The following is a 25,277-nucleotide window of genomic DNA, read 5'->3' as shown; positions in this document are numbered from 1 at the left end:
CCGGGGCCTTCCCCATGGGCGGTGCGGGCTCACGCCTTGGTGAGGTCCTCGACCTCCTCCTCGGGCTCGCGGCCCGGGGTGGAGAGGTTGAACTTCGTGATCGCGAAGCGGAAGAGCACGTAGTAGACCACCGCGAAGACCAGACCGATCGGGATGATCATCCACGGCTTGGTCGCGAGGTTCCAGTTCAGTACGTAGTCGATGAAGCCGGCGGAGAACGTGAAGCCGTCGTGCACGCCGAACGCCCAGGTCACCGCCATCGAGATGGCGGTCAGCACCGCGTGGATCCCGTACAGCACCGGCGCGATGAACATGAAGGTGAACTCGATCGGCTCGGTGATACCGCAGACGAACGAGGTCAGGCCGAGCGAGATCATCATGCCCAGGACGGCCTTGCGGCGCTCCGGGCGCGCGGTGTGCGCGATGGCCAGCGCGGCGGCCGGCAGGCCGAACATCATGATCGGGAAGAAGCCGGACATGAACTGGCCGGCGCTCGGGTCGCCCGCGAAGAAGCGGCCGATGTCGCCGTGCACGACCTTGCCGGCCGCGTCGGTGAAGTCGCCGAGCTGGAACCACGAGACGGTGTTCACGAACTGGTGCATGCCGATCGGGATCAGCGCGCGGTTGATCAGGCCGAAGAGGCCCGCGCCGAACGCGCCGAGACCGGTCATCCACTCGCCGAAGCTTGAGATCGCGTCGCCGATCGGCTCCCAGACCAGGGTGAAGAGCACGCCGACCGCGGTGCCGACGAAGGCCATGATGATCGGGACCAGCCGGCGGCCGTTGAAGAAGCCCAGCCAGTCCACCAGCTTGGTGCGGTGGAAGCGCTGCCACAGGACCGCGGCCAGCAGGCCCATGATGATGCCGCCGAGCACGCCGGGGTTGTTCACCACCGGCTCGACCCACTTGCCGTGGTCGATGTGGCCTTCCTCGACGGGGAATGCCTTGAGGACGTTGCTGTAGACCAGGAAGCCGACCAGGGCGGCCAGCGCGGTGGAGCCGTCGGCCTTCTTCGCGAAGCCGATGGCCACGCCTATGCAGAACAGCAGCGGCAGGTTGTCGAAGACCGCACCGCCCGCAGCGGCGAAGACCTTCGACACGTCGATCCAGCCCAGGCCGTCCTTGCCGAAGACATCGGGCTGGCCCAGCCGGTTGAGGATGCCCGCGGCGGGCAGGACGGCGATCGGCAGCTGGAGGCTGCGACCGATCTTCTGCAGGCCCTGGAACAGGCCGGATCCCCGCTTCTTCGCGGGTGCCGCCTTGCCGGCGGTGGCCGTACTCATCGGATTCCTCCTGGTGAGGCGGGCTCGGGGGAAAGGGCAGCCCGCTAGTCTGGTCTACACCACTGAGTGGTTTAGACCATACTTAGCATGTCGTCACCGCATAAAGGAATCCGTTCCTCCTGATCGTTACGGCGGCACGCGGAACGGCTCCGGAATCCAGTATTCCGGAGCCGTTTCCCGACCACGCAGGGGAGTACCTACTTCACGTTCTGCTGCTCCATCGCGTCGCCCACTTCCTCCGGCTCGCGCCCCGGAGTCGCCAGATCGAACTTGGTGATCACGAAGCGGAAGATCACGTAATAGACGACGGCGAAACACAGCCCGATCGGAATGATCAGCCACGGCTTGGTCGCCAGGCCCCAGTTGATGACGTAGTCGATCAGACCCGCCGAGAAACTGAACCCGTCGTGCACGCCCAGCAGCCAGGTCACCGCCATCGAGACGCCGGTCAGGACCGCGTGGATCCCGTACAGCACCGGCGCGATGAACAGGAACGTGAACTCGATCGGCTCGGTGATGCCGGTGACGAAGGACGTGAGGCCGACCGAGAGCATCATGCCGGTGACCTCCTTGCGGCGGTGCGGCTTCGCGCAGTGCGCGATCGCCAGCGCCGCGGCCGGCAGCGCGAACATCATGATCGGGAAGAAGCCCGAGGTGAACTGGCCCGCCGTCGGGTCGCCCGCCAGGAACCGGTTGATGTCGCCGTGCACGACCGTCCCGTCCGGCTTGGTGAAGTCGCCGAACTGGAACCACATGAACGTATTCAGGAACTGGTGCATGCCGATCACCAGCAGCGCACGGTTGGCGACGCCGAAGATGCCGGAGCCCGTCGCCCCCAGATCCACCATCCACTTGCTGAAACTCGTCAGCGCGTCACCGATCGGCGGCCACACGAACAGGCAGATCACCGCGAAGGCCAGCGCCACGAACGACATGATGATCGGCACGAGCCGGCGGCCGTTGAAGAAGCCCAGCCAGTCCACCAGCTTCGTACGGTGATACCGCTGCCAGAACCACGCGGAGAGCAGCCCGATCACGATGCCGCCGAACACCCCCGGATTCTGGTACCCGGCCGGCGTCCCCGTCCCGTCCTTCGCCACGCACGCGCCCCCCAGCGGCCCGCCGCTCACGAACGTCGCGCCGCTCGCGCAGTCCACCGGGAACTGATGCAGCACGTAGTAGTACACGAGGAAGCCCGTCACGGCCGCCAGCGCCGTCGACCCGTCCGCCTTCTTCGCCATGCCGATCGCGACGCCCACACAGAACAGCAGCGGCAGCCCCAGCGAGGAATCCAGCAGCGCCTGGCCGGCACCCGCGAACACCTTCGCCACGTCGTCCCAGCCCAGCCCGTCAGCGCCGAAGACATCGGGCTGCCCGAGCCGGTTCAGGATGCCCGCCGCCGGCAGCACCGCGATCGGCAGCTGCAGGCTGCGCCCCATCTTCTGCAGGCCCTGGAACAGCCCGCCGCCCCACTTCTTCCTCGGCGCCGCCGCCGCGTCCGAACTCATCCGCATCCTCCCGGCCGCCGGCCCCGCGACGGCCGACTCGTGCTTGCCGCATACTGGTGGTGTAGACCATTCGTAGTGGCGCTACGGGGCCTCCCGGAGGCAACTCCAGGTGGTCGCCATCATTCGCCAGGCAACGGACATACGCCCGTCCAACAGGGCTGAACGTGCGTTACCGTGTGGAATCCTTCGGCACAACCGCCGACGGCCGAGACAAGCAGGAGTGGACATGGCCAGCAAGGCTGAGAAGATCGTCGCCGGGCTCGGCGGCCTCGACAACATCGAAGAGGTCGAAGGCTGCATCACCCGTCTCCGCACCGAGGTCGTCGACCCCTCCCTCGTCGACGAGGCCGCGCTCAAGGCCGCCGGCGCGCACGGCGTCGTGAAGATGGGCACCGCGATCCAGGTCGTCATCGGCACCGACGCCGACCCGATCGCCGCGGACATCGAAGACATGATGTGAGCTGAGCCGACGGCTCCGCCGCGCTCCCGCCGAGGCCCCTTTCGTGCGTACGTACGCACCGGAACGGGGCCTTCGGCATTCCCGATAGGGTCGACCCCATGTCTCGAATCGACGGCCGCACCCCCGAACAGCTCCGCCCCGTCACCATCCAGCGCGGATGGAGCAAGCACGCCGAGGGCTCCGTCCTCATCTCCTTCGGCGACACCAAGGTCTTCTGCACCGCCTCCGTCACCGAAGGCGTACCGCGCTGGCGCAAGGGCAGCGGCGAGGGCTGGGTCACCGCCGAGTACTCCATGCTCCCGCGCTCCACCAACACCCGCGGCGACCGCGAATCCGTCCGCGGCAAGATCGGCGGGCGTACGCACGAGATCTCCCGCCTCATCGGCCGCTCGCTCCGCGCCGTCATCGACTACAAGGCCCTCGGCGAGAACACCATCGTCCTGGACTGCGACGTCCTCCAGGCCGACGGCGGCACCCGCACCGCCGCGATCACCGGCGCGTACGTCGCCCTCGCCGACGCCGTCGCCTGGGCCCAGGGCAAGAAGCTCATCAAGGCCGGCCGCAAGCCGCTCACCGGCACCGTCTCCGCCGTCTCCGTCGGCATCGTCGACGGCACGCCGCTCCTCGACCTCTGCTACGAGGAGGACGTCCGCGCCGAGACCGACATGAACGTCGTCTGCACCGGCGACGGCCGCTTCGTCGAGGTCCAGGGCACCGCCGAGGCCGAGCCCTTCGCCCGCGACGAACTCAACGCCCTCCTGGACCTGGCCGTCACCGGCTGCACGGACCTGGACAAGGCCCAGCGCGAGGCGCTCGCCGCGACGCTCTGACGGGGGCGCGGGGCACTCGCTGGCTCTGCCGGTTTCCGTGCCCTGCCGGTGATCTGTGAGGTTCCCCTCGTGGGGCGTGCATCTCTAGGAATGCACGTGCCACAGGCGCAAGGTGGGACGTGCACCCCGTACCGCGCAGGCGTGCGCAGGTACCCGGGTGCGCGTCCCCCAGCACCCCACGACGAGGAACCGCACCGTCATGCCTGCTGAAGCCGCTGCCGCCGCCCTCGACGCACCCGCCGCCCGCACGGGCGGCCCCGACGACGACCACTCCCCGTGGATGGAACACGTCCTCGGCTGGACCCTCGTGGTCGTCCTCGCGATGTTCCTGACCCAGACGGGCCTCGTCTGACCCTCGTCCGGCTTCAGGGAGAACCTCGCGCGGTCGGCAACCAAAACCGGCCGCCACGCGTTCTTCCCTTTACCTGTTCATTGCATAGGGAGGGCCCGTCCATGTCCGCACACCGCTCCGTCCGCCGCCGAACGGCCGCGACCGCCGCCTCCGCCGTGGCCGTCATCGCCCTGGCCGTTCCCGCCCTGACCGGCTGCGGGGCCGTCCAGACGGCCATGGACTGCGCCCAGACCGCCACCGCCGTCGGGAAGAACGTCGACGAGCTCCAGCAGGCGTTCTCCGGCGGCGCCGAGAACCCCGAGGAAGCCCAGCAGGCCCTCGACAAGATCGACAAGAACCTCGACGAGCTCGGCGACCAGAGCGACAACGCCGACATCGGCAAGGCCGTCGACGACCTCTCCCGCGGCGTCAAGGACGCCCAGCAGGCCCTCGACCAGGGCAAGACCCCCGACACCGCCCCCATCGAATCCGCCGCCTCGGAACTCACCAAGATCTGCACGCCGGGCTGATCGGGGAGACATGAGGGGCGGCCTGCCGAGGGGCCGCCCCGCCGGACGGGGCGGGCGCGGCCCGACCGGACGGGCGCTGGGCGGGGCCCGCTCATCTCCTGTGCCGCGACCGGGATAATCGCTCACCATGAAGCACCAGCGCCTGATCCTCGCCACCCGCAACGCCGGCAAAATCACCGAACTCCGCGCGATCCTCGCCGACGCCGGCCTCGACATCGAGCTGGTCGGCGCCGACGCGTACCCGGACGTCCCCGACGTCAAGGAAACCGGCGTCACCTTCGCCGAGAACGCGCTCCTGAAGGCCCACGCCCTCGCCCGGGCCACCGGCCACCCCGCCGTCGCCGACGACTCCGGCCTCTGCGTGGACGTACTCGGCGGCGCCCCCGGCATCTTCTCCGCCCGCTGGGCCGGCCGCCACGGCGACGACCAGGCCAACCTCGACCTGCTCCTCGCCCAGCTCTCCGACATCGCCGACGAACACCGCGCCGCCCACTTCGCCTGCGCCGCGGCCCTGGCCCTCCCCGACGGCACGGAGCGCGTCGTCGAGGGCACCCTCGAAGGCACCCTCCGCCACACCCCCGCCGGCACCGGCGGCTTCGGCTACGACCCGATCCTCCAGCCCGAAGGCGAAACCCGCACCTGCGCGGAACTGACGGCGGACGAGAAAAACGCCATCTCCCACCGAGGCAAGGCGTTCCGAGCCCTGGCCCCGGTCGTACGCGAACTGCTGGGCTGATCAGCGGCCGCGCAGCACGCCGAAGGCCCGTCCCCCGAAGTAGGGGGCCGGGCCTTCGAAAGCATGGTCAAAAAGCAAGTGCGGCCGGAGGGACTCGAACCCTCAAGGGATTTCTCCCACAGCATCCTAAGTGCTGCGCGTAGGCCAGTTCCGCCACGGCCGCTAGCCGCCAGCCATGGTACCGGCTGGCGGCTGTGGTGCGTCTGCGACCGGGGTCAGCAGTTGCTCGGGCGCCTACTCCCTCCCCTGCACCAGGTCCGGGTGATGGCATGGCAGTTGGGGCAGAGCAGCCGCAGATTCTCGGCCCGGTCGTCGCTCCAGTCGCCGCTGATGTGGTCGACCTCCAGCGTCATGGGCTTTCCGCCCCAGGTCGGACCTGTTCCGCACTCGACACAGCGCTCGGGCACTCCGGTCTGCCTGAGAGCGCGCCGGAGCATCGCCGACTTTGTGCGGTACCTTCCGTCGTGTTTCACCAAGATGCGCTCAGGCGGCTTCGTGGGTGTAGTGCCCGGGTTTCCGCGCTGGTGCGCCTGCCCCAGAAAGTGGCTGGTGCTGATGCCCTCTTCCGTTACCCACTGATGGAACAGGGCCCGGGCGCGGGAGTTCGCCGGTTTGCCGAGATGCCGAAGGGCCGCCGCTATGGAGACCGACGCGCTGACAGCTTCTTGCAGTACCGCTTTGGTGGGGCGAGAGCGGTCCGTGCGTCGTGGCACGTGATCAAAGTGCGAAATGTCGATTCCGAAGTGTGCGAAGCGCCTCACCAGATGCCGTCGCGCCCCGCGGTGGACACGGCCGCCGCAATAGGTGATGACTTCCTCAATGCTGCTGCAACGGCGTGCCGCTTCCGTCAGAAGCTCGCGCGTGTACCGGACGCTCACGCTCATCGCGGCATCCCTGACCGTGTTTTGTTGCGCCCGCGGTAGGAATCGGTCGTGGAGTGGCAGTTGGGGCAGAGCAGGCGCAGGTTCTCCAGGCGGTTGTTCCGCCAGTTGCCGTCGATGTGGTCCACCTCCAGAGGAAGCGGGCAGCCGCGCCAGCGTGTGCCCGTTCCGCAGAGGGAGCAGCGCTCTGACACGCCGCGGGCCAGCATGGCGCCCTTCAGACGGTCGGGGTGCGTGCGGCGGGCGTTGGCCGGGTCCTGTTCCACGAGGAGTTCCTCGAGGGTGCGCCGTCGACGCGGGCTGCGCTTTGTGCGTCCGGTCTCGCTGAAGTGCGACGTGTCGATTCCCAACGCCCGTATCCGGCGGCTGATGTGCGTGTGGTGGCCGCCGACGACGTTGAGGCCCAGGTGGCGCAGGACCTCGCACATGCTGGTCGAGGAGGCTACGGCGGCTTCCAGGACGTCCTTCGTCCAGCGAGCGCCCTCGCGTTCGAAGTGCGAGGTGTCTATGCCCAGGGACTTCATGCGGGTGCGGAGGTAGCTGCGGGTCGGACTGTTCGGGTCGATGCCGAGTTGGCGTAAGGCTTCCGAGAGGGTGCGGGAGGAAGCGGCGACCTCGGAGAGGCGGGCGTGGGTGTAGGGGCTGGTGGGCATTGTGTTCCCCGTTCGGCGGCCGGGTGAGGGGGCCGGTTGTTCTGGTGTCGAACGGGTCAACGGCTGGGGCGCGGTAATGGTTACGGAGGGTGAGGGGGCGGAATGAAGAATCCCCCGATCGGGTGATCGGGGGATTCGGGGAGTAGGAGGAGAGCGCCTCAGAAGCGGGGGTCCGGGGATTGGGCCGAGACCATTTCGACCGCTTCTTCGTGGGTGGCTACGGAGGGCGGGGAGCCCTCCAGGGGCTGTTGGGCGGTTTCCTTCATGAAGAGGACGGCGATGACGCCGATGAGGGCGGCGCCCATGGCGTAGTACGCCGGGACCATCTCGTTGCCGTGGAAGGCGCCCATCAGGGCGGTGATGACCAGGGGGGTCGTGCCGCCGAAGAGGGATGTGGAGAGGTTGTAGCCGATGGAGAGGGAGCCGTAGCGGACGTTGGTCGGGAAGAGGGCCGGGAGGGCCGCCGACATCGTGCCGAGCAGGCAGACCAGGGAGAAGCCCATCAGCAGCATGCCGATGCAGACGAACAGCAGGCTGCCGTTCTTGACCAGCATGAAGGAGGGGATGGAGAGGACGAAGAAGCCGAGCATGCCGGCCATGAGCAGTGGCTTGCGGCCGAAGCGGTCGTTGAGGCGGCCGACGTAGTTGATGACCAGCATCAGGACGACCATGGTGCCGAGCAGCACCAGCAGGCCGTGCGACTCCTTGTAGTGGAGCGTGTCGGTCAGGTACGTCGGCATGTACGACAGCAGCATGTAGTCGGTGATGTTGTACGCGCCGACCAGGCAGATGCACAGGATGAGCGCGGGCCACTGCTGGGAGAAGATCTCGCCGAGTTTCTTCTTGGGGGCGTTCTCGGAGAGGTGGGAGAACTCCGCTTCTTCCTCGGAGGGGGAGCCCGTCGCGCTGTGCGTCTCGCTGGCCTCCAGCTTCTGGAAGGCCGGGGTCTCGTCGAGCTTCATCCGGAGGTAGAGACCGACTATGCCGAGGGGACCCGCGACGAGGAAGGGCAGGCGCCAGCCCCAGTCGCCCATGGCCTCGGAGCCCAGCAGGGTGTTCAGCAGCAGGACCAGGCCGGCGGCGCCGGTGTACCCGGCGAGGGTGCCGAACTCCAGGAAGCTGCCGAAGTAACCGCGCTTCTTGTCGGGGGCGTACTCGGCGATGAACGTCGAGGCGCCGCCGTACTCGCCGCCCGTCGAGAAGCCCTGGACCAGCCGGAAGAGGATCAGCAGGACGGGCGCCCAGACGCCGATGGTGGCGTACGAGGGGATGAGGCCGATGGCGAAGGTGCCGACGGCCATCATGATCATGGTGAAGGCGAGGACCTTCTTGCGGCCGATGCGGTCGCCGAGTGGGCCGAAGTACGCGCCGCCGATGGGCCGTACGAGGAAGGCCACGGCGAAGGTCGCGAACGAGGAGAGCAGGCTCGCGGTGTCGCTGCCGCTGGGGAAGAAGACGTGGCCGATCGTGACCGCGAGGTAGCTGTAGATGCCGAAGTCGAACCACTCCATCGCATTACCGACGGCGGCGGCCTTGACGGCGCGCTTCACGATCTTTTCGTCGGTGATGGTGATGTCGGTGCGCCGGAGTTTGGGGTTCCGGCGGCGGGCGACGGCACGGAAGAGCATGCGGTGGCGTCTGACTGCCTCCCGGTCCAGCTCGGTTCCGGAGGCGGCATCGGTACTGCCGGTCGACACGAGTGCGGTCCTCTCGCTGCGGTCGGTCCGCGCACTGCGCGGTGGGCTCGTTTCGAAAGGGGCGCCTGCGCGGATAAGGAGCCGGTCAAACCACTTTGAAGGGAGAACGCGAGATTCGTCACTCGGTGTGGGCCGTTTAGGGCGGGTGTGGGGCGGTTCGGTGCGGCGGGGCGGGCTGCGTGCCGGAGGGGGCCCCGGCAGCGGGCCGCCCCGCCTGCCCGGTCCGTGGACCGGGAACGGCGCCCGGCCTTACAGCCCCAGGTCCTTGATGATCTTGGCGACGTGGCCGGTGGCCTTGACGTTGTACAGGGCGCGCTCCACCTTGCCCTCCTCGTCGATGATGACGGTGGAGCGGATGACGCCCGTGACGACCTTGCCGTAGAGCTTCTTCTCGCCGAAGGCGCCGTATGCCGTAAGGACGGACTTGTCGGGGTCACCGAGGAGGGTGACCTTCAGCTCCTCCTTCTCGCGGAACTTGGCGAGCTTCTCGGGCTTGTCGGGGGAGATGCCGATGACGTCGTAGCCGTGGCCGGCCAGGAAGTCGAGGTTGTCGGTGAAGTCGCACGCCTGCTTCGTGCAGCCGGGGGTCAGGGCCGCGGGGTAGAAGTACACGATGACCTTGCGGCCCTTGTGGTCGGCGAGCGAGACCTGCTTGCCGTCCGCGTCGGGGAGGGTGAAGGCGGGGGCGGTGTCGCCGGGCTGCAGTCGCTCGCTCATGGCTCTCCTCAGAAGGGGAAGAAGGGTGGGTCGGCGATGCTCCGTGCCGACCTCGGTGGGCGGGTGTTCCGTCCCGAGGTTACTGAGGGCCCGCCGACAGGCCCGTAGGGCCCGACCAGGGTGGGGATACACGCCCTTACGCCATCGGCCGGTTCCCCTCTTTGTACGCCGCGCGGGCGGGTTGATCGGGGGTGCCGTGGAGCGGGACGGGAGGCGAGCTGACAGACTGTCCATCAGAACCAGCGTGGATCTGTACTCATATCTGTACTCACCGGCCGAAACGACGGAGGCAGCGCGGTGTCGGATGCCAGGACCCCTGCGCAGATCGAGGCGGACATTCTCCGCCGGCGGCAGGAGCTCGCCGTGACGCTCGACGAGATCGGCGTGCGGCTGCACCCCAAGACGATCGTCGGCGACGCGAAGGCGAAGGCGGCGGCGGCCGTGGACCGTACGGCCGGGCGGGCGTACGTAGTGGCGAACCGTGCGGTCTCCGACGTCCGCGCGCAGCTCGTGTCGGAGGACGGCGCGCCGCGGATGGAGCGGATCGTGCCGGTCGCGCTGGTCGCGGTGGGTCTGGTGGGGCTGATCGCGATGAGCGCGCGCAAGCGCCGGTCGTAGTAACCGGTCGTACGCACCAGTCGTGCGCACGGGGGCCTTACCTGCCGGGCCGGGGCCCGCTCCGTGCCCGGGTGCGGGTACGGTCTTGGCGTGAGCCCGAACAACACTCAGGACAGCCACGACAAGCTGCCGATCCGGATGCTGCACGACAGGGTGCTCGTCCGTACCGATATCGCCGAGGGCGAGCGACGCTCGACCGGCGGCATCGTCATCCCCGCCACGGCCGCGGTGGGCCGCCGGCTGGCGTGGGCCGAGGTCGTCGCGGTGGGGCAGAACGTCCGTACCGTCGAGCCGGGGGACCGGGTGCTGTACGACCCGGAGGACCGTGCCGAGGTGGAGGTGCGCGGCGTCGCGTACGTACTGATGCGGGAACGCGACCTGCACGCGGTGGCGGCGGAGCGCCTGGAGGGCGCCGAGGACTCCACCGGGCTGTATCTCTGACCTGGGCACCGGGGCGGTGTCTCCGCTCCGCCCCCTGCTCGGCCGGCAAGACTCGAGTAAGGCCCTGACCAGCACGTTCCGCGGGCGGTGACCGGCGTCACCGCCCGTTTCGGCATGGCTTGCTATGGTCGGAGACATCCCGACGAGACGCGCCGTACCGGGTCATGACAAGACGACGCACCCCTGTAGATGCGCGCACGCAGGTGCGCTGGTCATGGAGGTGCCGTCATGGCATGGGTACTGCTGCTCGTCGCCGGTCTGCTGGAGGTCGGCTGGTCGATCGGGATGAAGTTCACCGAGGGGTTCACCCGGCTCTGGCCCAGCCTGTTCACGGGCGCGGGCATCATCGCGAGCATGGCCCTGCTGTCGTACGCCGCGAAGACGCTGCCGATCGGTACGGCGTACGGCGTGTGGGTGGGCATAGGTGCCGCCGGTGCGGCGGTGGTGGGCATGCTGGTGCTGGGCGAGCCGGCGACCGCGGCCCGGATCTTCTTCATCTGTCTGCTGCTGGTGGCCGTCGTGGGCCTGAAGGCGACTTCCGGGCACTGAGCCCGGGCAGAAAAACGAGAGCGGAAAAACGGACCCCGGTGGCCGCGTGGCCACCGGGGCCCGGTGCGTCCGTCCTACTCCTGTCCCGGCGGTGTGTCCGGCGCCCCGCCCGGGCCGCCGCCGCCCGGTTCCACCGTCGGGAAGTCCTCGGTGGGTGCCGTGGTGGGCGGCGGTTCGGACGGGAAGGTGGGCTCCGGCGGCTCGACCGTGGTGGGCGGCGCGGTGGTCGGCGGGAGGGTGGCCGTGGGCGGGGTCTGCGCCGGGGTGCTGGGCGCCCCGGTGTCGCCGCCCGGGGTGGTGGCCGGCGCGGTGGCCGTGGGCGCCGGTTCGGTGGCGCCGCTCTCCAGCTCCAGGTCGAAGTCCTTGACGGGCTTGCCCTCCAGCGCGGCCGCGGTGTAGTCGGCCCAGATCTCGGCGGGGAAGCCGCCGCCGTTGACGCGGGGCAGGCCGCCCGCGCCGTACAGCGGTTCCTGCGCCGCGGTCTTGGGGTTCTGGCCGAGTACGGCGACGACGGTGGCGAGGTCGGGGGTGTACCCGGCGAACCAGGCGGCCTTGTCCTCCTCGGCGGTGCCGGTCTTGCCGGCGGCGGGGCGGCCCGCGGCCTGTGCCGCGGCGCCGGTGCCGCCGGGGCTCTCGACGACGCTGCGCAGGATGGAGGTGGTGGTGTCGGCGGCCTCGCGGGGCATCGCGGTCTGCTCGGGCCGGTCGGGCAGGGTGAGGTTCTCGCCGTTCTTGGTGATCTTCTGGATGAAGGTGTACGGGACGTGCTTGCCGTGGTTGGCGAGGGTCGCGTACGCGCCGGTCATCTGCAGCACGCTGGGCGTGGCGGTGCCGAGGGAGATGGCGCCCTGGGACTCGCTGAGGCCGGGTGTCCGCGCGGGGATGCCGAGGTCGACGGCGGTGTCCTTGACCTTGTCGGGGCCGACGTCGATGCCCATCTGGGCGTAGACGGCGTTGACGGACTTGTCGGTGGCCTCGCTGACGGTGATCGGGCCGTAGCTCTTGTCGTCCTCGTTGGCGGGGGCGAAGCCGGTGGGCTGTCCGTCGCTGATGGTCATCCGCTTGTTGGTGCCGTCGTAGACGGTCTGCGGGGTGATCGTCTGACCGTCCTGGGTCGTGGCGTGGTTGGCGACGGCGGAGGCGAAGACGAAGGGCTTGAAGGTGGAGCCGACCTGGTAGTCGGCGCGGGTGGCGCCGTTGACGAACTGCTGGGCGTAGTCGATGCCGCCGTACATGGCGACGACCTTGCCGGTGGCGGGGTCGATGGAGGCGCCGCCGGCCCGGACGTTCTTGTCGGCGTCGCGGTTCTTCTTGTCGAGCCGGTCCATCAGGCGGTCGTCGACGGCCTTTTCGAGGGCGAGCTGCTTCTTCTTGTCGATGGTGGTGGTGATGCGGTAGCCGCCGCCGGCGAGGTCGTCCTTGTCGAGGATGTCGTTCTCGGTGAGGTAGTCCTTGATGGCGTTGACGAAGTAGCCGCGGCGGCCGGAGAGTCCGGAGGGGGTCTTGGCCACGCCGGGCGGGTCGAACTTTATGGCGGCGCGCTGGGAGCCGGTGAGCCAGCCCTTCTTGACCATGCCGTCCATGACGTAGTTCCAGCGGGCCTCGGCGCGCTGCCGGTTCTCGGGGTGGACGACGACGTCGTACTCGCTGGGGGCGTTGAGGAGGGTGGCGAGGTAGGCGCCCTGAGCGACGTTCAGGTCCTCGACGTCCTTGTTGTAGTACGCCTGGGCCGCGGCCTGGATGCCGTAGGCGTTGCGGCCGTAGTAGCTGGTGTTGAGGTAGCCCTCCAGGATCTCGTCCTTGCTCACCTCGCGGTCCAGCTTGATGGCGATGAAGAACTCCTTGGCCTTGCGGGTGACGGTCTGTTCCTGGCCGAGGTAGTAGTTCTTGACGTACTGCTGGGTGATGGTGGAGCCGGACTGCTTGCCCTTGCCGATGACGGTGTTCCAGGCGGCGCGGACCATGGCGACGGGGTTGACCGCGGACTCGCTGTAGAAGTTGCGGTCCTCGGCGGCGAGGACGGCGTGCTGGACCTTCTTGGGGATCTGGCTGAGCTTGACGTTCTCGCGGTTCACCTCGCCGTCGCGGGCGAGCTGGGTGCCGTCGGTGAAGAGGAAGACGTTGCTCTGTGCCTTGGCGGCCTGGTTGGCGGGCGGGATGCCGACGAGGAGGTAGCCGGCGAGGAAGCCGCCGACGATGATCAGCAGGACCACCAGGATGCCGCCGAGGGTCATGCGCCAGGTGGGTACGGCGCGGCGCCAGCCGGTGCGCGGTGGGCGGTTCTTCTTGTCGGGGGGCGGTGCGGTGCCCGGTTCGTCCTCCGGGGAACCGTTACTTCCCTGACCGTCCTGCTGCGGATCGTCGTTCATGTCAGTACTGACTCCTCGGCCGCCGCCGATGGTTGTGCTGCGGCGGGATCGGTGTCGTGGTGGGCGATTCGCGCCCTACATCGAAAAAAGGCTTTATCTCTGGAAAAGCAGGTGTCGCCCGATAAAGAACTGTCGCCCGATAAGAAACTCTCGCATCATGCGTTCCAGGCCCAGAGGGTGGCACGCACATGTGACCGCTCTGTGACCGGCCGAATGGGTCTCCTGCCTCACCGGTACGGGTGATAAACGCGTGGTGCGTCCCCGCCGACAGGGCTAGCCTCGGGTGTTTTGGCACCGGACGGCGGGGGGCGGGGCAGTGGGCGGAGCCGTGGGTCTGTACGCGGCCGTCGCGCGGGGCGGTTTCCGGCGGTACGCGACGTACCGCACCGCCACGGCGGCCGGCGTCTTCACCAACACCGTCTTCGGCTGCATCATCGCCTACACCTACCAGGCGCTCTGGCACGAGCGGCCGCACCTGGGCGGGTACGACCAGGCGCAGGCGCTGACCTTCGTGTGGGTCGGCCAGGCGCTGCTGGCGACCGTCGCGCTGACCATGGGCGGCGGTTTCCAGGACGAGCTGCAGGAGCGCATCCGCAGCGGCGACATCGCGGTGGACCTCTACCGCCCGGCCGACCTGCAACTGTGGTGGCTCGCCGCCGACCTGGGCCGGGCCGGCTGCCAGCTGCTGGGCCGCGGGGTGCTGCCGATGGTGGCCGGCGCGCTGGTCTTCGACCTCGCGCTGCCCGCCTCCCCGCTGCTGTGGACCGCGTTCCTGGCGTCCGTGACGCTCGCGGTGACGGTGAGCTTCGCGCTGCGCTACCTCGTCGCGCTGTCCGCCTTCTGGCTGCTGGACAGCTCGGGGGTGGCCGTACTGAGCGGGCTGGCCGCGATGTTCTTCTCCGGCACGCTGCTGCCGCTGCGGGTCTTCCCCGGCACGTTCGGCGAGGTCGTACGGATGCTGCCGTGGTCCTCGGCCCACCAGGTGCCGGCCGACGTGCTGCTGGGCCGGTACGCGGGCCCCGGGCTGCTGGGTGCGCTGGCGTTCCAGGCGGGCTGGGCGGCGGTGCTGCTGGCGGCGGGCCGGCTGCTGCAGGCCGAGGCCACCCGGAAGGTGGTGGTGCAGGGTGGCTGAGTCCTTCGGGCGGGCCGCGTCGCTGCGGCACGGAATACGGGCGTACCTGCTGATCGTAGCGATGTGGGTCCGGTCCACACTCACCTACCGGGCGTCGTTTGTGATCATGGCCGTCGGCAATGCCGCGGGCAGCGGCCTGGAGTTCGTGACGATCCTTCTGATGTTCTCGCACATCGACGCGCTCGGCGGATTCGGGCTGCCCGAAGTGGCCCTGCTCTACGGTGCGTCGGCCACCGCGCTGGGCCTGGCGGACCTGCTGCTGGGCAATGTGGAGCGGCTCGGCAGCCGGGTGCGCGACGGCACGCTGGACGTCCTCCTGGTGCGCCCTGCGCCCGTGTACGCGCAGGTGGCCGCCGACCGCTTCGCGCTGCGCCGCATCGGGCGGACCGTGCAGGCCATGGCGGTACTGGGCTGGGCGCTGACCCGCGTTCAGGTGGACTGGACGCCGGGGCGGGTGGTGCTGGTCGTGGCGATGCTGCTGAGCGGTGCGGCCATTTACGGCGCGATCTTCACCCTCGGCGCGGCTTTCCAGTTCGTCGCCCAGGACGCCGCCGAGGTGCAGAACTCCTTCACATATGGCGGAAACGCGATGCTGCAGTACCCGCCCACCGTCTTCGCCAGGGAGCTGGTCCGCGGCGTCACCTTCGTGATTCCGCTGGCCTTCGTGAACTGGCTGCCCGCGCTGCGCCTCCTCGGCCACGACGATCCGCTGGGGCTGCCGGGCTGGGTGGACTTCCTGGGGCCCGTGGTGGCCGCGGTGATGTGCGGGGGCGCGGCGCTGGCGTGGCGGGCGGGGCTGCGCGGTTACCGGAGCACGGGGAGCTGATCATGACGGACGGTACGGAGCCGGGCTTCATCGAACTGGAAGGGGTGCGGAAGGTCTTCCAGGTGCGGCGCAAGGCGGGCCGGCTGCGGCGCGCCAAGCACGAGGTACGGGCCGTGGACGGCATCTCCTTCACCGTGGGGCGCGGCGAGATGGTGGGCTACATCGGCCCGAACGGCGCGGGAAAGTCCACCACCATCAAGATGCTGACGGGCATTCTGGTGCCCAGCGCGGGCCGCCTCCGGGTGGCGGGAATCGATCCCTCCCGCGAACGCACCCGGCTGGCGCGCCGGATGGGCGTGGTCTTCGGGCAGCGCACGACCCTGTGGTGGGACCTGCCGCTGCGGGACTCCTATGAGCTGGTGCGGCGGATGTACCGGGTGCCGTACGACACGTACCGCAAGAACCTGGACCGGTGCGTGGAACTGCTGGATCTCGGCCCGCTGCTGGCGGCGCCGGTGCGGCAGCTCTCGCTGGGGCAGCGGATGCGCGGGGACATCGCGGCGGCGCTGCTGCACGACCCGGAGGTGCTGTACCTGGACGAGCCGACGATCGGCCTCGACGTGATCAGCAAGGCGCGGGTGCGGGACTTCCTGCGCGAGGTGAACGCCTCGCTGGGCACGACCGTCCTGCTCACCACCCACGACCTCACCGACATCGAGCAGCTGTGCCGCCGGGTGATGGTGATCGACCACGGGCGGCTGGTGTACGACGGCGGCCTCGCGGGGCTGCACGAGGTGGGGGAGAGCGAGCGGACGCTGGTGGTGGACCTGGCGCGGGAGCTGCCGCCGATCGAGGGCGTGCCGGGCGCGCGGACGGTGAAGGTGGAGGGGCCGCGGCAGTGGCTGGCGTTTCCGGCGTCGCAGAGCGCGGCGCCGGTGGTGGCGGCGGTCGCGGAGCGCTGGCCGCTGGTGGACCTCTCCGTGCGGGAGCCGGACATCGAGGACGTGATCGCCCGGATGTACACGGGACGCGCCGAGTGACCCGCGCCGCCGCCCTTACAGCTGTTTCTTACAGCTGCTCTTACAGCGAGGCCGGCGCCGACCCCTTGAGGTGCTTGAGGTCCACCGAGCGGGCCATTGCCTTGTAGCCCTCGTCGCTGGGGTGCAGATGGTCGCCGGAGTCGTACTCGGGCAGCAGCCGGTTGGGCTGGGACGGGTCGCGCAGCGCCTTGTCGAAGTCGACCACGTTGTCGTACACGTTTCCGGCCCGGATCTGCGCGTTCACCGCCTGGCGCACCTGGTCCATGCGGACCGAGTAGCCGCGGTGGCCGTAGAACGGGGTGAGCGTTCCGCCGGTGACCCGCAGGCCGCGTGCGTGTGCCTGCTTGACGACCTTCCGCATGCCCGCGACCAGCTTCTTCGGGTCCCACTGGCGCGGCGTCTTGAACAGGTCGTTCAGCCCTATCTCGACGATGACGGCCTGCACGCCGGAGCGGGAGAGCGCGTCGCGGTCCAGCCGGGTGAGCACGCTGGGGCCGTTGTTCGGGGAGTAGCGGCTGCCGTCGATCAGCAGGCGGTTGCCGCTGATGCCCTGGTTGAGCACGCCCAGGCGGGGCGCGCCGGGCTCCTCGCGCAGCCGCTCGGCCAGGAAGTCGGTCCAGCGGTGGTTGGCGCCCATGGTGGAGGTGATGCCGTCGGTGATCGAGTCGCCGATGACGACGACCGAGCCCTTGGCCTCGCGGCTCCACACGTCCACGCCGGTGAGGTAGCGCCAGTACGGGCTCTGCTCGGTGAAGGCCGTGCCCGCGTCGTCCGCGGCCCGGTCGCCGCGCGCCAGGTAGGAGGTCTGGCGGGCGTACGGGTGGTAGGTGACGGGTCCGGAGGGGGCCGGGGAGTACGTGGTGACCAGCAGGTCCGCGTCGTGCGGCACGTCCAGCCGCACCGGGTCGCTCGTTATCGCGCCGCCGGCCGGGATGACGACGGAGGTGCGCTCGCCGAAGGAGAGGCGGCGCATCGTGCCGGCCGCCGCGGTCGGGTTGTTCGGGGCCGCGGCCAGCGCGATCGTGGCGTGGGTGATCGCCAGCGGCCGGGTGCCGTAGAGGTTGGAGAGCTGGATGCGGGCGCTGGAGCCGCCGACGCTGGTGTGGATCACGTTCCGTATCGACATGCCCGCGTACCCGTCCAGGGTGCCCGGCTCGGCGGCCGCGGCGGAGGCGGCCCAGGTGCCGACCCACTGGCCGGAGACGGCGGGGGCCGCGGAGTTCGGGTTGTGCGGATCGCTGCCGGTGCCGCCGCCGCTGCCGCCGACCCCGACGAAGATCGCGGTCGAGACGAGGACCACCACTGCCGCCAGGCCGGCGAGCAGGGCGTAACCCACACTTTTGTTCATGCGGGGGCGTTCTCCTGGAGAAGGCGGAGCCACTGGCTCCGGATGGGCAAGGGCAGCGTCTGATCAGCGGCGCCGTCGCAGTCCGATCGATCCGTCATGATCCCATGTCGGCCGGTGCGGATGCCCGGCGGCTCCCTCCCGCCGAGACGGCCAAGAGGCGTTGCGCTCGACCTGTGGGACGACGGGAACCCGTGGTTCGTTCCAGGAGCGGGAACAGGACTAGGTCACAGTTGGACATACACGGGGGACGGGGCGAACGGATGGAGCGGATGGAACGGACGAAGACGGACGTGGCCGCCGGCGCGGAGGGAGCTCCCACGGCCGGACCGGGCGCCGGCCCTGTGGCCGGTTTCACATTCAACGAGGCCGACGAGGAGAAGCGGCGCGGGGTGCGCCGCATGAAGACCCTCGCCACCTGTCTGCTGCTGGCCGTCGCCCTGGTGTACGCGCTGGCGAAGTGGGCGGGCGCGGCCGGGGCCGGCGGCTGGACGGGCTATGTGGCGGCGGCCGCCGAGGCCGGCATGGTCGGCGCGCTCGCCGACTGGTTCGCGGTGACCGCGCTGTTCCGGCGGCCGCTCGGACTGCCCATCCCGCACACCGCGATCATCCCGACGAAGAAGGACCAGCTCGGGCAGAGCCTCGGCGACTTCGTGGGGGAGAACTTCCTCTCCGGCGAGGTCGTGCGGCAGCGGCTGCGCAAGGTCGGCATCGGCAGCCGGCTCGGCCACTGGCTCGCCGAGCCGGAGCACGCGGACCGGGTCACCGCCGAGCTGTCGACGGCGCTGCGCGGCGCGCTGACCGTGCTGCGCGACTCCGACGTGCAGGCGGTGGTCGGCGAGGCGATCACCCGCCGCGCCGACGCGCAGGAGATCGCCCCCGGGCTCGGCACGATGCTGGAGAAGATCGTCGCGGACGGCGGGCACACCCGGATGGTGGACCTGGTGTGCGCGCGGGCGCACGACTGGCTCGTCACGCACTCCGGCTCCGTCATGGCGGCGGTGGCCGGCGGCGCGCCCGGCTGGACCCCGCGCTTCGTGGACCGCAAGGTCGGCGACCGGGTCTACAAGGAACTGCTGCGCTTCGTGACGGAGATGCGGGACATGCCGGACCACCCCGCGCGCGGCGCGCTGGACCGCTTCCTGACCGACTTCGCGGGCGACCTGCAGACCGATACGGACACCCGGGCGCGGGTGGAGCGGCTGAAGTCGGAGGTGCTGGGCCGCGGCGAGGTGCAGGACCTGATCGCGTCGGCGTGGGGCTCGGTGCGCGCGATGATGGTCGCGGCCGCCGAGGACGAGCGGAGCGAGCTGCGCCTGCGGGTGCGCGGCGCGCTGCTGTCGCTGGGCAAGCGGCTGGCCGCCGACGGCCGGCTGCAGGGCAAGGTCGACGGCTGGCTGGAGGGCGCGGCGGTGTACGTCGTCACGACGTACCGCGACGAGATCACGCTGCTGATCACGGACACGGTCGCGGGCTGGGACGCCGAGCACACCTCGAAGAAGATCGAGGCGCACATCGGCCGGGACCTGCAGTTCATCCGGATCAACGGCACGGTCGTGGGCGCGCTGGCGGGCCTGTGCATCTACGCGGTGTCCCACGCGCTCGGCGGCTGAGCCCTCTTTTGCGGCTGAACCGCCGCCGCTCTCGCGGACCTGGCTGGGCGCCGTGGTGGTTGCTCAATTGATGGTTGCCGAGAATGCCCCGGCCCAGCGCGCGGCAAAACGCTGGTGATTGACGCCCGTACGCCCTACCGTGCCCCGCGTGCGGATACCGGTGGTGGTGCGGCTGGTGTGGACGGCGGCGGAGCTGGCAGTGACGCTCGGCGCCGTCCTGATGCTGCTCGTGGTCCACCAGCTGTGGTGGACCAACCGGGAGGCGCAGGCGAGCGCCCGGCGGCAGGTGGCGGAGCTGGAGCGGGAGTGGGGCGGTGCGCCGCGGCGGCCGTCCTACGAGCCGCTGCCGCCGCGGCAGATGGGCACCGAACACCGGTCGGTGGTCGAAGAGTCCCCGTCCGGGGCGCCGTCCGCGCCCCCGTCGCCGGGCCCGCGCCGCGACCTCGCGTACGCCGTCCTCCGCATCCCCCGCCTCGGCGTCACTGCGCCGGTCGCGGAGGGGATCGGCAAGAAGGGCGTGCTCGACAAGGGGTACGTCGGGCACTACCCGCGGACGGCGCAGCCCGGCCGCGCGGGGAACGTCGCGCTGGCCGGGCACCGCAACACCCACGGTGAGCCGTTCCGCCGCCTCGACCGGCTGCGGCCCGGCGACACCGTACGCATCGACACCGCCGAGGCCCGCTACACCTACGTCGTCGAGCGGACGCTGCCGCAGACCACGCCCGGCGACGGGACGGTGCTGGCGAGGATCCCGTACAGCTCCGTCCACCCCGGCCACCGCTACACGGGCCCCGGGTACTACCTCACCCTGACGACCTGCACACCGGAGTACACCTCGACGTACCGGCTGGTGGTCTGGGGGCGGCTGGCGAGGGCCGAGCCGCGTTAGTACCCGCTGGGTGCCGCGGCCGACTTGGTGATCTTCTTGCCGTCCGGGCCGACCGTGAACCAGGTGCCCTTGACGCCCTGTCCGTTGACGTCGCCGGGCGCCTTGTCCCCTTTGAACAGGTACATGGGCCAGCAGTCCACGGCCAGCTGCTTCGTGCCGTCCGGGCGCGTGACGGTCGAGATCAACTTGGCCGGCACCCCCTCGACCTTGCTCTTGTCGGCCGGTTCCGCGGGTTTCCAGGTGTCCAGGCAGGCGCCGGTGCAGGCGAACTTCATCGGCCAGGGATTGTCCTTGGTGAAGCGGTACAGGGTGCGGCCCTTGCCGTCGACGATGATCTTCCCGAGCATCGCGTTCTCGGCGACCGAGACGTCCGCCTCGGGGGCGGCGGGCTTCTGCGGGGCCGCCTCGCCGGCCTTGCCACCGTCCGCCGCCAGCGCGTGCCAGACGCCGCCGACGTCCTGGCCCTTGGTGTCGCCGGGCCCGGTGTCCTTGGCGTACCGGTACACCGGCCAGCCGCCGAGCGTGAGCTGCTTCTCGCCGTCGGCGCGGGTGACCGAGCCGAGGTCGGCCGCGTTGATGCCGGTGGCGGCCTTGGCGTCGGCCGCCGGGACCGGCGGCCAGGTCGAGGCGCAGTCGCCGGCGCAGGCGGACTTCGGCGGCTTGGCGGTGTCCTTGTCGAAGCGGTACAGGGTCAGGCCCTGGCCGTCGGTGACGACCTTGCCCAGCCCCGGCGCCTCCTTGAGGGCGAGGGTCTTGGCGGCCGCGCCCAGCCCGCCGGCCGCGGCGCCGCCGGCCGCGTCCTTGCCGTACCCGCCGCCCTTGTCCGACCCCGCCCCGTAGTCGTAGCCGGAGCCCTTGTCGGAGGTGCCCTGGCCGGCGGGCTGGACCCGGTCGCCGGCGGCGGACGACGCGTAGTCCTTGTCGCCGCAGGCGGTGGTGAGGGCGAGCACGGCGAGCGCGGTGAGCGCGATGCCCGCTTGGCGGCGGTTGACCGAGGCGGCTCGGGTGTTCATGGGATCTCCTTCGGTGGGGGCGGCGGAGGTGCCGTCGGGACGGGGATACGGACCGGGATACGGGGGCGGGACGGCCGTCGTTCAACGCCTGCGGAAGTTGTCACTTCACGACAGAAAGCGGTGCGCGACGGGCGGTTCGGAGGCGGAGGCGGATCGTCGTACGTCCGTACGGGATCAGCCGGTGTCGGGCCGGACGCGGAGGGCCAGCGCCGGGCAGCGGCGGACGGCGAGCCGGGCGCGGCGGCGCATCCGGGCGGGCAGCGGCATGGCCGCCTGCTGCGGATAACCGTCCGGGCCGAGCCGGACGACGCCGGGCGCGAGGTCGGCACAGAGGCCGTGGCCCCGGCACAGCGTCCAGTCCACGACCAGCTGTGCCGCGGGCGCGGCGGGGCGGGCGGCCGGCCGCGCGGCGGACCGAGCGGCGGAGGGAGCGGCGGCCCGCGCGGACCCGCCGGGCAGCGGCAGGGCGCCCAGGACCGGGCGGCCGCAGCCGCCGCCGTACGCGTGCGCGGCGAACTCCTCGGGGAACGCGGCCAGTGCGGAGGCGACGAACCGGACCGTGCCGTCGGGGTGGCCGCACGCGCCGCGCCGCGCGATGGCCCGGGACCGGTCCCGTACGGCGGCCAGGGCGCGCTCGCCGCCGCCGCGCACCACCGCCTCCAGCGCGTCGGCGAGCGCGGGCAGGCCCAGCGCGCAGGGGCCGCACTGGCCCGCCGACTCCCCGGCCAGCCAGCGCGCCACCGCGGCGGCCTCCCCGGCCGCGCAGGTGCCCTCGGGGAGCGGGAGCACGGCGCCCGCGCCCAGGACCGCGCCGTGCGCGGCGAGCGACGCGCGGTCGAGCGTGACGGTACGGGCAGCGGCCGGGGAGAGGAACGTGCCGTGGTAGCCGCCGATCAGGATGCCCTGGCCGGGACCGGTGCCGCAGTACTCCAGTACGCGGGCGAGCGGCACGCCGGTGGGGGCCTCCAGGACGCGGGCGCCGGCGACGGTCAGCAGGAGGGTGCCGGGCTCGTCGGGCACGCCCACCCCGCGGTACGCGAGTGCTCCCAGCCGGGCGGCGACGGCGAGCTGGGCGTACGTCTCGGTGTTGGACAGCAGGGTGGGCAGCCCGCCGAGGCCGCGCTCGCTGGAGCGGACGCGGCGCCCCGAGGGCAGGGCGGGGCCGCCGTCGAGGCCATCGGTCAGGGCCGAGCCCTCGCCGGTGACGAACCGTTCCGGCAGGCGGGTGACGCGTAACTGTTGCGGCATCGGGCCGCGTTCGGCGATGGCCCGGCCGACCGAGTCCGCGACGTCGGGGCGGGTCACGCCGACGGCGACCTGCTGTGCGCCGAGCGCCCGGGCTGCCAGGAGTGCGCCGTCCAGGACGAGGTGGGGGGCGTACAGGAGCAGGGCGGTGTCCTTGAGGCAGCTCGGCTCGCCCTCGGTGCCGTTGACGACGACGGCGGCGCGGCGGTCCGCGCGCAGCGCGGTCTGTACAGCGGTGAGCTTGCGGGCCAGGGGGAAGCCGGCGCCGCCGCGGCCGCGGAGTCCGATGTTTTCGGAGAGCGCGACGAGTTCGGCCGCGGAGAGTACGGGTGCGGTGCCGTGCACGGTCAGATGCGCTACGCGGTCGAGCCGTTCGGCGTCGCCGTACGGGGTGGTGACGCCTGCCAGGAGGCGGGGCGGCCACGGGGGTGGGGCTGCTATTTCGATGCCGGGTGCGGCGTCGTTGGGGCTGGGCGCGCAGTTCCCCGCGCCCCTGAGGGGCGCCCTCATGGGCGCCGCTCGAGGAGCCGGTATGCCAAGGTCACGGCCGTTGCCGCCACGCACGCGGCGTATGCGGCGGTGACCCAGCCGGAGGACGGGCGGCCCGCGCGCAGGCCGTGTACCAGGGCCGCGGCCCAGGCCAGGTACGCGGTCATGTGCAGCGCGCGCCACCAGCGGGCGCTGGAACGGCCGGTGAAGGCGGTGCGGGCCGCGCCCGTCACCGCTACCGCGAGGAAGGCGTAACCGGCCAGGGTGCCCAGGCCGATCAGTACGGGCCGGGGCCCGTCGGCGAAGGGCAGTGCGGCGGCCCGGCCCGTGGTCTGGCCGCGGGCCACCTTCACCCCGATGTGCAGGGCGAGGAAGCCGAGTCCGGCCACGCCCGTGCCGCGGTGCACGGCCTGGGCCAGCAGCCGGTGTCCGGAGGACAGCACCCGGCGGTCGGTGGCGGCCAGGCCCCACAGCACGGTGCCGGTCAGCGCGACCAGCGCGAGCACGCCGGCCCCGAAGTCCAGGAAGTCCGCGGCCCGGGCGGCCGCGCCGGAGCGGGCGAGGAAGGCGAGGAAGAGCAGGAGCGCGGCGGGGAGCGCGGGGCGCAGCGGGAGCCTTCTCCCGGAGCGCCGGGCTGACGCGGACATCGGGCCTCCACGGAATTCGAGCGGGAATCGAGCGGGAATCGAGCGAAAGGATGCGTAAGGACGCGGAAGGGCATGTAACGCCCCGGAAAGGGCCGGGAATTGGCGTACGTTCCGGCGGTGATGTGTGCGGCAGCATCGCGGACGCGCCGGGGGCCTTCCGGACCTTTATCGCGCTGTGACAAATTCCTGCACCGGCATCGCCGTCACCGTGCCCGGTGCGGATGATGCCGACTCAGAGCCTGGCTCGCAGACACAACGGCCGTATCCCAGCCGCCCCCCGACGGCAGGAACGAGGTAGCGATGTGTGATCTCCTGAACCGCATCTGGTCACGCCCCCGAGGTGAGTGGACCCGGGTTCTGCGAAAGGAACTCCCGTCGCTCGCCGAAAAGATGGTGGAAGAGCTGCGTATCGCTTTTCCCGCCTTTTCCGGCCTGCTCGCGGAATCACCCAAAGAAGAAGCGGTCCAATGGGCCATGGAACAGGCCCTGTTGACGTCGCTCGGTTACCAGGAGCGGACGGAGTGCGAACGCCGCCCCGCCGGACTGGTCGTCACGCCGATGCCGGTGTCCCGCGCCCGGCAGGTCCTCTTCGCCGCGCTCGCCGGGCAGCGCCCGCTGCCGCCCGCCGCGCTCGCCGAGCCCGCCCGGTGCGCCGGCTGGCCCGTACCGGACGCCCTCCAGGCCGTCGTCCTCGGCTCCGCCGCCGAGGCGCCGCAGCTGGCCGCGGCGCTGGGCGACGCGCTGATCGGCACCGTCGACGGCGACACCTGCCTCTTCGTGCCCGACCCGGACACCCAGACCCGGCCCCGGCTGGAGGCCGCGCTCAAGGGCCGCCCGGCGGCGGTCGGCCACACCGTGCCGGCGGGCGACGCCGCGTCCTCGCTGCGCTGGGCCCGCGCGCTGCTCGCCTTCGGGCCGGCGCGCGGCGGGCCCGACGTGCGCCCGGTGTTCGTCGACGACCACCTCTCGGCGCTGCTGCTCCTCCAGGACGAGTCGCTGACCAGGGCGCTGGCCTCGCGCCGGCTCGGCCCGCTGGACGAGCTGACGCCCCGGCAGAGCGAGCGCCTGGAGGTCACGCTGCTGGCCTGGCTGGAGGGCGGCGGTGCGCCCGAGGCGGCGAAGGTGCTCCAGGTGCACCCGCAGACCGTGCGGTACCGGCTGCGGCAGATCGAGAAGCTCTTCGGCCCCGAGCTGCGGGACCCGCGTGCCCGCTTCGAGCTGGAGATGGCGCTGCGCAGCCGGCGGCTGCTGGCCCACGTACGGCGGTACCGCTCCCGGACCGGGCGCCGGGCCCGGCCGGTGACCTCCGGCATCCGCCCACTGGGCGTCGCCAGGGAGGCGCGGGTGAACGGCCTCTGACGCGGGTGAACGGCCTCTGAGCGCGGCCGGGGGGGGGGGGGGGGGGGGGGGGGGGGGGGGGGGGGGGGGGGGGGGGGGGGGGGGGGGGGGGGGGGGGGGGGGGGGGGGGCGGCGGGGGGGCGCGGGGGGGCCCCCC

At 71.1% G+C, this 25,277-nt stretch carries 25 protein-coding genes, 1 tRNA gene and 1 riboswitch; of the genes, 14 read left to right on the top strand and 12 right to left on the bottom strand.

The window, feature by feature from the left end; all coding sequences use genetic code 11:
* Positions 1-29 precede the first annotated feature (29 nt).
* The gene (locus ACIGXO_RS32695) at positions 30-1,283 is read right to left on the bottom strand and encodes a PTS transporter subunit EIIC (protein WP_399794143.1); all 1,254 of its coding nucleotides are present in this window, start codon (positions 1,281-1,283) and stop codon (positions 30-32) included.
* A 197-nt stretch (positions 1,284-1,480) separates the two neighbouring features.
* Positions 1,481-2,791 carry a PTS transporter subunit EIIC gene (locus ACIGXO_RS32690; RefSeq protein ID WP_399794141.1) on the bottom strand — a complete coding sequence of 437 codons (1,311 nt, stop codon included), beginning with the start codon at positions 2,789-2,791 and terminating at the stop codon, positions 1,481-1,483.
* 226 nt (positions 2,792-3,017) lie between these two features.
* On the opposite strand from ACIGXO_RS32690, the gene ACIGXO_RS32685 reads away from it, so the two are divergent.
* The 5 genes from ACIGXO_RS32685 to rdgB all read left to right on the top strand — a co-directional run bounded on the left by ACIGXO_RS32685 (position 3,018) and on the right by rdgB (position 5,678).
* A complete protein-coding gene (locus ACIGXO_RS32685; protein ID WP_030250235.1) occupies positions 3,018-3,251 on the top strand; it encodes a glucose PTS transporter subunit EIIB in 234 nt (77 codons plus the stop codon).
* 98 nt (positions 3,252-3,349) lie between these two features.
* Entirely contained in the window at positions 3,350-4,081 is a 732-nt protein-coding gene (rph, locus tag ACIGXO_RS32680; RefSeq protein ID WP_031063195.1) for a ribonuclease PH, read from the top strand.
* A gap of 199 nt (positions 4,082-4,280) precedes the next feature.
* Positions 4,281-4,433: an SCO1431 family membrane protein gene (locus ACIGXO_RS32675; RefSeq protein WP_399794139.1), complete on the top strand. Its 153-nt coding sequence runs from the start codon at positions 4,281-4,283 to the stop codon at positions 4,431-4,433.
* 101 nt (positions 4,434-4,534) lie between these two features.
* Positions 4,535-4,942, top strand: a complete 408-nt coding sequence (locus ACIGXO_RS32670) for a hypothetical protein (RefSeq protein WP_399794137.1) — start codon at positions 4,535-4,537, stop codon at positions 4,940-4,942.
* Positions 4,943-5,069: 127 nt separating this feature from the next.
* Positions 5,070-5,678: an RdgB/HAM1 family non-canonical purine NTP pyrophosphatase gene (gene rdgB / locus ACIGXO_RS32665; RefSeq protein ID WP_399794135.1), complete on the top strand. Its 609-nt coding sequence runs from the start codon at positions 5,070-5,072 to the stop codon at positions 5,676-5,678.
* Between the two features lie 79 nt (positions 5,679-5,757).
* Here rdgB and ACIGXO_RS32660 read toward each other — a convergent pair.
* The 5 genes from ACIGXO_RS32660 to bcp all read right to left on the bottom strand — a co-directional run bounded on the left by ACIGXO_RS32660 (position 5,758) and on the right by bcp (position 9,626).
* Positions 5,758-5,841: transfer RNA gene (locus tag ACIGXO_RS32660), tRNA-Leu, on the bottom strand.
* Positions 5,842-5,893: 52 nt separating this feature from the next.
* Positions 5,894-6,562: an HNH endonuclease gene (locus ACIGXO_RS32655; protein WP_399794133.1), complete on the bottom strand. Its 669-nt coding sequence runs from the start codon at positions 6,560-6,562 to the stop codon at positions 5,894-5,896.
* A complete protein-coding gene (locus ACIGXO_RS32650; protein WP_399794132.1) occupies positions 6,559-7,212 on the bottom strand; it encodes an HNH endonuclease signature motif containing protein in 654 nt (217 codons plus the stop codon). The genes ACIGXO_RS32655 and ACIGXO_RS32650 overlap by 4 nt, the downstream gene beginning before the upstream one ends.
* A 158-nt stretch (positions 7,213-7,370) precedes the next feature.
* Complete coding sequence (locus ACIGXO_RS32645) at positions 7,371-8,840, bottom strand: MFS transporter (RefSeq protein ID WP_399794332.1); 1,470 nt, start codon at positions 8,838-8,840, stop codon at positions 7,371-7,373.
* A gap of 318 nt (positions 8,841-9,158) precedes the next feature.
* On the bottom strand, positions 9,159-9,626 hold the full coding sequence (bcp, locus tag ACIGXO_RS32640; RefSeq protein WP_399794130.1) for a thioredoxin-dependent thiol peroxidase: 468 nt from the start codon (positions 9,624-9,626) through the stop codon (positions 9,159-9,161).
* Between the two features lie 297 nt (positions 9,627-9,923).
* On the opposite strand from bcp, the gene ACIGXO_RS32635 reads away from it, so the two are divergent.
* From ACIGXO_RS32635 to ACIGXO_RS32625, 3 genes are all read left to right on the top strand, one after another.
* Entirely contained in the window at positions 9,924-10,244 is a 321-nt protein-coding gene (locus tag ACIGXO_RS32635; RefSeq protein ID WP_363261437.1) for a DUF3618 domain-containing protein, read from the top strand.
* Positions 10,245-10,382: 138 nt separating this feature from the next.
* Positions 10,383-10,685: a co-chaperone GroES gene (locus ACIGXO_RS32630; protein ID WP_019711573.1), complete on the top strand. Its 303-nt coding sequence runs from the start codon at positions 10,383-10,385 to the stop codon at positions 10,683-10,685.
* A gap of 122 nt (positions 10,686-10,807) precedes the next feature.
* Positions 10,808-10,867: riboswitch (guanidine-III (ykkC-III) riboswitch) on the top strand.
* Between the two features lie 46 nt (positions 10,868-10,913).
* Positions 10,914-11,234 carry a multidrug efflux SMR transporter gene (locus ACIGXO_RS32625; protein ID WP_363261438.1) on the top strand — a complete coding sequence of 107 codons (321 nt, stop codon included), beginning with the start codon at positions 10,914-10,916 and terminating at the stop codon, positions 11,232-11,234.
* Between the two features lie 74 nt (positions 11,235-11,308).
* Here ACIGXO_RS32625 and ACIGXO_RS32620 read toward each other — a convergent pair whose 3' ends face one another.
* Entirely contained in the window at positions 11,309-13,603 is a 2,295-nt protein-coding gene (locus ACIGXO_RS32620; protein ID WP_399794127.1) for a transglycosylase domain-containing protein, read from the bottom strand.
* A 328-nt stretch (positions 13,604-13,931) separates the two neighbouring features.
* Between ACIGXO_RS32620 and ACIGXO_RS32615 the strand changes: the two genes are divergently transcribed.
* The 3 genes from ACIGXO_RS32615 (at position 13,932) to ACIGXO_RS32605 (ending at position 16,541) form a co-directional block, all read left to right on the top strand.
* The gene (locus ACIGXO_RS32615) at positions 13,932-14,735 is read left to right on the top strand and encodes an ABC transporter permease (RefSeq protein ID WP_399794330.1); all 804 of its coding nucleotides are present in this window, start codon (positions 13,932-13,934) and stop codon (positions 14,733-14,735) included.
* A 61-nt stretch (positions 14,736-14,796) separates the two neighbouring features.
* Positions 14,797-15,561 carry an ABC transporter permease gene (locus tag ACIGXO_RS32610; RefSeq protein ID WP_399794328.1) on the top strand — a complete coding sequence of 255 codons (765 nt, stop codon included), beginning with the start codon at positions 14,797-14,799 and terminating at the stop codon, positions 15,559-15,561.
* Between the two features lie 2 nt (positions 15,562-15,563).
* The gene (locus tag ACIGXO_RS32605; RefSeq protein ID WP_399794125.1) at positions 15,564-16,541 is read left to right on the top strand and encodes an ATP-binding cassette domain-containing protein; all 978 of its coding nucleotides are present in this window, start codon (positions 15,564-15,566) and stop codon (positions 16,539-16,541) included.
* Positions 16,542-16,581: 40 nt separating this feature from the next.
* Here the strand turns inward: ACIGXO_RS32605 and ACIGXO_RS32600 are convergent, their stop codons facing one another.
* A complete protein-coding gene (locus ACIGXO_RS32600) occupies positions 16,582-17,889 on the bottom strand; it encodes an SGNH/GDSL hydrolase family protein (protein ID WP_399794123.1) in 1,308 nt (435 codons plus the stop codon).
* Between the two features lie 260 nt (positions 17,890-18,149).
* On the opposite strand from ACIGXO_RS32600, the gene ACIGXO_RS32595 reads away from it, so the two are divergent.
* Positions 18,150-19,499, top strand: coding sequence for a DUF445 domain-containing protein (locus ACIGXO_RS32595; RefSeq protein ID WP_399794121.1), 1,350 nt, complete (start codon positions 18,150-18,152; stop codon positions 19,497-19,499).
* 199 nt (positions 19,500-19,698) lie between these two features.
* The gene (locus ACIGXO_RS32590; RefSeq protein ID WP_399794326.1) at positions 19,699-20,388 is read left to right on the top strand and encodes a class E sortase; all 690 of its coding nucleotides are present in this window, start codon (positions 19,699-19,701) and stop codon (positions 20,386-20,388) included.
* On the opposite strand, the gene ACIGXO_RS32585 is transcribed toward ACIGXO_RS32590, so the two are convergent.
* The 3 genes from ACIGXO_RS32585 to ACIGXO_RS32575 all read right to left on the bottom strand — a co-directional run bounded on the left by ACIGXO_RS32585 (position 20,385) and on the right by ACIGXO_RS32575 (position 23,782).
* Positions 20,385-21,401 carry an SCO0930 family lipoprotein gene (locus ACIGXO_RS32585; protein WP_399794119.1) on the bottom strand — a complete coding sequence of 339 codons (1,017 nt, stop codon included), beginning with the start codon at positions 21,399-21,401 and terminating at the stop codon, positions 20,385-20,387. The genes ACIGXO_RS32590 and ACIGXO_RS32585 overlap by 4 nt on opposite strands.
* Positions 21,402-21,575: 174 nt before the next feature.
* Positions 21,576-23,156, bottom strand: a complete 1,581-nt coding sequence (locus ACIGXO_RS32580) for an NADH-ubiquinone oxidoreductase-F iron-sulfur binding region domain-containing protein (protein WP_399794117.1) — start codon at positions 23,154-23,156, stop codon at positions 21,576-21,578.
* Positions 23,153-23,782 carry a hypothetical protein gene (locus ACIGXO_RS32575; RefSeq protein WP_399794115.1) on the bottom strand — a complete coding sequence of 210 codons (630 nt, stop codon included), beginning with the start codon at positions 23,780-23,782 and terminating at the stop codon, positions 23,153-23,155. Before ACIGXO_RS32575 ends, ACIGXO_RS32580 begins: the two co-directional genes overlap by 4 nt.
* Positions 23,783-24,256: 474 nt before the next feature.
* Here ACIGXO_RS32575 and ACIGXO_RS32570 point away from each other — a divergent pair, with 474 nt between their 5' ends.
* Positions 24,257-25,141 carry a PucR family transcriptional regulator gene (locus tag ACIGXO_RS32570; RefSeq protein ID WP_399794113.1) on the top strand — a complete coding sequence of 295 codons (885 nt, stop codon included), beginning with the start codon at positions 24,257-24,259 and terminating at the stop codon, positions 25,139-25,141.
* Positions 25,142-25,277: the final 136 nt, after the last annotated feature.

Origin of the sequence: Streptomyces sp. NPDC053542, assembly GCF_044544685.1 — a bacterium.
Classification (GTDB): Bacteria; Actinomycetota; Actinomycetes; order Streptomycetales; family Streptomycetaceae; genus Streptomyces.
The sequence above is the reverse complement of the archived record's forward strand: the minus strand, read 5'-3'. Positions and strand labels throughout refer to the sequence as shown.

What these genes read in the sequence shown, in the direction of transcription:
- ACIGXO_RS32625 (WP_363261438.1), top strand. Translation starts at nt 10,914, where the DNA reads ATGGCATGGGTACTGCTGCTCGTCGCCGGTCTGCTGGAGGTCGGCTGG.
- ACIGXO_RS32570 (WP_399794113.1), top strand. Translation starts at nt 24,257, where the DNA reads ATGGAACAGGCCCTGTTGACGTCGCTCGGTTACCAGGAGCGGACGGAG.
- rph (WP_031063195.1), top strand. Translation starts at nt 3,350, where the DNA reads ATGTCTCGAATCGACGGCCGCACCCCCGAACAGCTCCGCCCCGTCACC.
- bcp (WP_399794130.1), bottom strand. Translation starts at nt 9,626, where the DNA reads ATGAGCGAGCGACTGCAGCCCGGCGACACCGCCCCCGCCTTCACCCTC.
- ACIGXO_RS32580 (WP_399794117.1), bottom strand. Translation starts at nt 23,156, where the DNA reads ATGAGGGCGCCCCTCAGGGGCGCGGGGAACTGCGCGCCCAGCCCCAAC.
- ACIGXO_RS32670 (WP_399794137.1), top strand. Translation starts at nt 4,535, where the DNA reads ATGTCCGCACACCGCTCCGTCCGCCGCCGAACGGCCGCGACCGCCGCC.
- ACIGXO_RS32650 (WP_399794132.1), bottom strand. Translation starts at nt 7,212, where the DNA reads ATGCCCACCAGCCCCTACACCCACGCCCGCCTCTCCGAGGTCGCCGCT.
- ACIGXO_RS32645 (WP_399794332.1), bottom strand. Translation starts at nt 8,840, where the DNA reads ATGCTCTTCCGTGCCGTCGCCCGCCGCCGGAACCCCAAACTCCGGCGC.
- ACIGXO_RS32620 (WP_399794127.1), bottom strand. Translation starts at nt 13,603, where the DNA reads ATGAACGACGATCCGCAGCAGGACGGTCAGGGAAGTAACGGTTCCCCG.
- ACIGXO_RS32655 (WP_399794133.1), bottom strand. Translation starts at nt 6,562, where the DNA reads ATGAGCGTGAGCGTCCGGTACACGCGCGAGCTTCTGACGGAAGCGGCA.
- ACIGXO_RS32605 (WP_399794125.1), top strand. Translation starts at nt 15,564, where the DNA reads ATGACGGACGGTACGGAGCCGGGCTTCATCGAACTGGAAGGGGTGCGG.
- rdgB (WP_399794135.1), top strand. Translation starts at nt 5,070, where the DNA reads ATGAAGCACCAGCGCCTGATCCTCGCCACCCGCAACGCCGGCAAAATC.
- ACIGXO_RS32595 (WP_399794121.1), top strand. Translation starts at nt 18,150, where the DNA reads ATGGAGCGGATGGAACGGACGAAGACGGACGTGGCCGCCGGCGCGGAG.
- ACIGXO_RS32600 (WP_399794123.1), bottom strand. Translation starts at nt 17,889, where the DNA reads ATGAACAAAAGTGTGGGTTACGCCCTGCTCGCCGGCCTGGCGGCAGTG.
- ACIGXO_RS32585 (WP_399794119.1), bottom strand. Translation starts at nt 21,401, where the DNA reads ATGAACACCCGAGCCGCCTCGGTCAACCGCCGCCAAGCGGGCATCGCG.
- ACIGXO_RS32610 (WP_399794328.1), top strand. Translation starts at nt 14,797, where the DNA reads ATGTGGGTCCGGTCCACACTCACCTACCGGGCGTCGTTTGTGATCATG.
- ACIGXO_RS32575 (WP_399794115.1), bottom strand. Translation starts at nt 23,782, where the DNA reads ATGTCCGCGTCAGCCCGGCGCTCCGGGAGAAGGCTCCCGCTGCGCCCC.
- ACIGXO_RS32690 (WP_399794141.1), bottom strand. Translation starts at nt 2,791, where the DNA reads ATGAGTTCGGACGCGGCGGCGGCGCCGAGGAAGAAGTGGGGCGGCGGG.
- ACIGXO_RS32630 (WP_019711573.1), top strand. Translation starts at nt 10,383, where the DNA reads ATGCTGCACGACAGGGTGCTCGTCCGTACCGATATCGCCGAGGGCGAG.
- ACIGXO_RS32675 (WP_399794139.1), top strand. Translation starts at nt 4,281, where the DNA reads ATGCCTGCTGAAGCCGCTGCCGCCGCCCTCGACGCACCCGCCGCCCGC.
- ACIGXO_RS32695 (WP_399794143.1), bottom strand. Translation starts at nt 1,283, where the DNA reads ATGAGTACGGCCACCGCCGGCAAGGCGGCACCCGCGAAGAAGCGGGGA.
- ACIGXO_RS32685 (WP_030250235.1), top strand. Translation starts at nt 3,018, where the DNA reads ATGGCCAGCAAGGCTGAGAAGATCGTCGCCGGGCTCGGCGGCCTCGAC.